Consider the following 3,200-nt stretch of genomic DNA (forward strand, 5'->3'; position numbering starts at 1 on the left):
ATGGTCCAAGGACCAGTCTTCTTTATGCAAAAATAAAAAGGACAGAAAAAGACGGTCAACCAACTCAAAATCAAGAGTTGGATTGATCGTCTTTTGGTATCTGAGAGTTAGTTTTTTCCCAGACACTCTTTATTTATTTCATATTTGAGAAATCTTTAGGTGCAACCCGCTTAATGTATGATGGGTTAGACCGCCCTAAGATCAATGGTACACGTTCAACAATCGTGTCGGCATACTCTAAGCCAAACCATGAAGCTGGGTTAGAGGATAAGTTTTGCAACCAGACGCGAACTTCGACCATCCATTTTTCCCAACCAGTTAATTGGGTTTGTGGACTGATTACGTCATTAACGATAACGAAGGAGAAGTCACCAACGTCACGTCCAGGCGTGGTCGTGTATTCTTGTGGCTGTGGTTCAATTGTTCTATCAGCGATCAAGTCGTGCACAATCTGACGAATATAAACGTTAACACTGGTCTGCTTCTTAAATCCTAAGTAAAGCTGAACGTTGATCACGTTCTTAGTGCCATAAGTGTTAACGGCATATTCAGCGGTGTAAGGCTCGTTAGTAACGTTAACGGTTACGAACCAGTAAGCCTTGGCGCGCTTAGGCCGCTTATCGAGGATTGAGTACAAGATTTCACGTTTAATGAACTTGTTGTACTTAACTTTAGCCATGTAAACCAAGTTAGTGGCATAAGTTGGGTAATCATCATCGTGACTTAAGTTCGTCAACATATCGGTGTATTCATCAAGCCGGACGTAGGCATTGCGTGATTCTCGCTTGTCACGGATCTTGTTACCGTAGAACCAAACGTACATGATAGCTAAGATGAAGCCGGTGATGATCAAGGAAACATAACCACCGTGAGTAAACTTACTCAAACTTGAAGTCATGAACATGATGTTCAAGAAGCCGAAGAAGATTAAGAAGAGCCAATCCCAGAAAATATGAACAGGGCTCTTGGCCTTCATTCTCAACCATTCAAACAACATGATCGTGGTCATGAGCATTGAAATCGTAATTGACAGACCATAAGCTGCTTCCATGTGAGCTGAAGTCCGGAAGAAGAGGACCAAAGCAATGGTGGCACAGCAGAGCATCTTGTTAACAGATGGAATGTAGATCTGACCCTTTTCAGTTGAAGGGTAAAGGATGTTCATTCTTGGCAAGAATTTCAAACCACTGGCTTCCGCAACTAAGGTGAAAGAACCAGTGATTAAAGCCTGTGAAGCAATAACGGCGGCGATAGTAGCCAAGACAATGGCAGCCAAGCGGATGTTTTGAGGGATGATTTCAAAGAAAGGATTGAAGTCCCCGTTACCAGCTTGATAGTTAGGGTTTTGTAAAATCCAAACCCCTTGACCAAAGTAGTTCAAAGCTAAGCATACGAAAACGTATGGCCAAGAACCAACAATGTTACCTTTACCAACGTGTCCCACGTCTGAATAAAGGGCTTCGGCACCAGTCGTTGCCAAGAAGATGGAACCTAAAATAAAGATTCCGGCCTTGTTGTAAGGACTAACTAGGAGCTTGATAGCGTAGATTGGGTTAATGGCTTGTAAGATTGACAAGTCACCAGCCATATTCATTGCACCGATTACTCCTAAGAAGGTGAACCAGACGAACATGATCGGTCCGAAGGCCTTACCAATAATACTGGTTCCCATTCTTTGAATGATAAACAGCAATAGCAAAATTACCACGGTAATAGCGATAACTGCCAATTGCGTATCAACGGGAACGTTATTCCCAAATTGCATGCCCTTAAGCCCTTCAATGGCGGTTGTAACCGTTACGGCTGGGGTTAAGGTACCATCAGCCAGGATGGCAGCCCCACCAATCAGCGCGGGCAATACAAGCCATTTAGCACGCTTACGAATCAAAGCATACAAAGCGAAGATTCCCCCTTCACCGTGGTTAGTGGCCTTTAAGGCGATAATCACGGTCTGCAGGGTAGTTAATAGAGTAACAGTCCAGAGCACCAGAGAAATTGAACCAACGATAAAATCCCGATTAACGTTGGCAATCCCACCGTTACCGGCGACGATTGATTTCATAACGTACAGTGGACTAGTACCGATATCACCGTAGACAATTCCGATGGCGATCAACAGACCGGCAGCGGATGTCCTGTTTCTAATACTCTTTGTCATATTAGTACTTCCTTACCGAAAAAATCGATTTTTAAGAAAAAAAGAATGCCCAATGACATTCCCTAAAACATATCTATTTTCTTCTATTTGGAATGAATATGCAAGGTCTCGCGAGAAATAATTTATACAGTCAATTCTTGTGCGTTCAATTATTAGTTTGTATAATCCTGAGTTTGACAGTTTAAGAAGACAAAAAGCCCCCGAAAGCACTGCTATAAGTGCTTTTTGAGGACCTTTTTACTTTGCAAAAAATTGCGTACTTTTTTAATTTTTGGTTTACAAAATATTTTTTTGTTCGATTACTTAAGAAAGCTATTCTTAAGCATATTTGTTAAGTTTGTTGATTAAAACATTTAATAGAAATTGGTATAAATGTTCAATATTTTTTATTATAGCTTTTGGCTTATAAAACGTGTAAAAAATTATACCTTAGATACCAAATTTCCGCAAAAAGTACGTAAAATAATTTCACAAAATTTGACACAAAGAATCGCTTGAGACCAAGGATTATAAACATTTTTTAATTTCAAACTGTCAAACTCCCGGTAAATTTTGATTATTTTGGACTTTCTTGTTAAAATATAATTGATAAGAATAAGTAAGACATATCAGTGCGCAGATGGACCGGTTTATCCATCAGGTATGTTTGTAAGGCTTGTTCGAACTTCAAAATTCGACAGGCTATAGATTAGAAAGAGTCACGTAGTAATACGTGGCTTTTTTGATTTCTTATGATCAGAAATAAGCAGTACACATGGTAAAATATGGTCAACTTTATAACATTTTTAGATTTGATGAACGGGGATGCGCAAATGAACTTGTCAGTATTACTATCAGACGAAAGACATGATGTTGAGCTTGCTGATGCAAAGAAAATGGTTAGATCTTTTAAAAGAGTCGGCGTTTCAAATCAAGTAACTGAAAGTTGAAAGCTAGAAATCATGCTAACTTAGCGTGGCTTCTGGCTTTTTTCGTCCAAAAATAAAAGCGCAAGATCTTCCTGCGTTATACTTTAAGTGTCCAAACCAAAGTTAAAGGAGAT

At 39.7% G+C, this 3,200-nt stretch carries 2 protein-coding genes; one reads left to right on the forward strand and one right to left on the reverse strand.

Annotation, left to right across the window (positions count from 1 at the left end; genetic code table 11):
* Positions 1-133: 133 nt before the first annotated feature.
* Entirely contained in the window at positions 134-2,158 is a 2,025-nt protein-coding gene (locus tag EJK17_RS11115) for a KUP/HAK/KT family potassium transporter (RefSeq protein WP_103662704.1), read from the reverse strand.
* 764 nt (positions 2,159-2,922) lie between these two features.
* Between EJK17_RS11115 and EJK17_RS11570 the strand changes: the two genes are divergently transcribed.
* Complete coding sequence (locus EJK17_RS11570; RefSeq protein ID WP_161494940.1) at positions 2,923-3,087, forward strand: hypothetical protein; 165 nt, start codon at positions 2,923-2,925, stop codon at positions 3,085-3,087.
* The last annotated feature ends 113 nt before the right edge of the window (positions 3,088-3,200 follow it).

Origin of the sequence: Lactobacillus xujianguonis, assembly GCF_004009905.1 — a bacterium.
GTDB lineage: Bacteria > Bacillota > Bacilli > Lactobacillales > Lactobacillaceae > Lactobacillus > Lactobacillus xujianguonis.

Bases quoted from the DNA above. Each gene is read 5' to 3' on its own strand.
- EJK17_RS11115 (WP_103662704.1), bottom strand. From the start codon at position 2,158: ATGACAAAGAGTATTAGAAACAGGACATCCGCTGCCGGTCTGTTGATC.
- EJK17_RS11570 (WP_161494940.1), top strand. From the start codon at position 2,923: ATGGTCAACTTTATAACATTTTTAGATTTGATGAACGGGGATGCGCAA.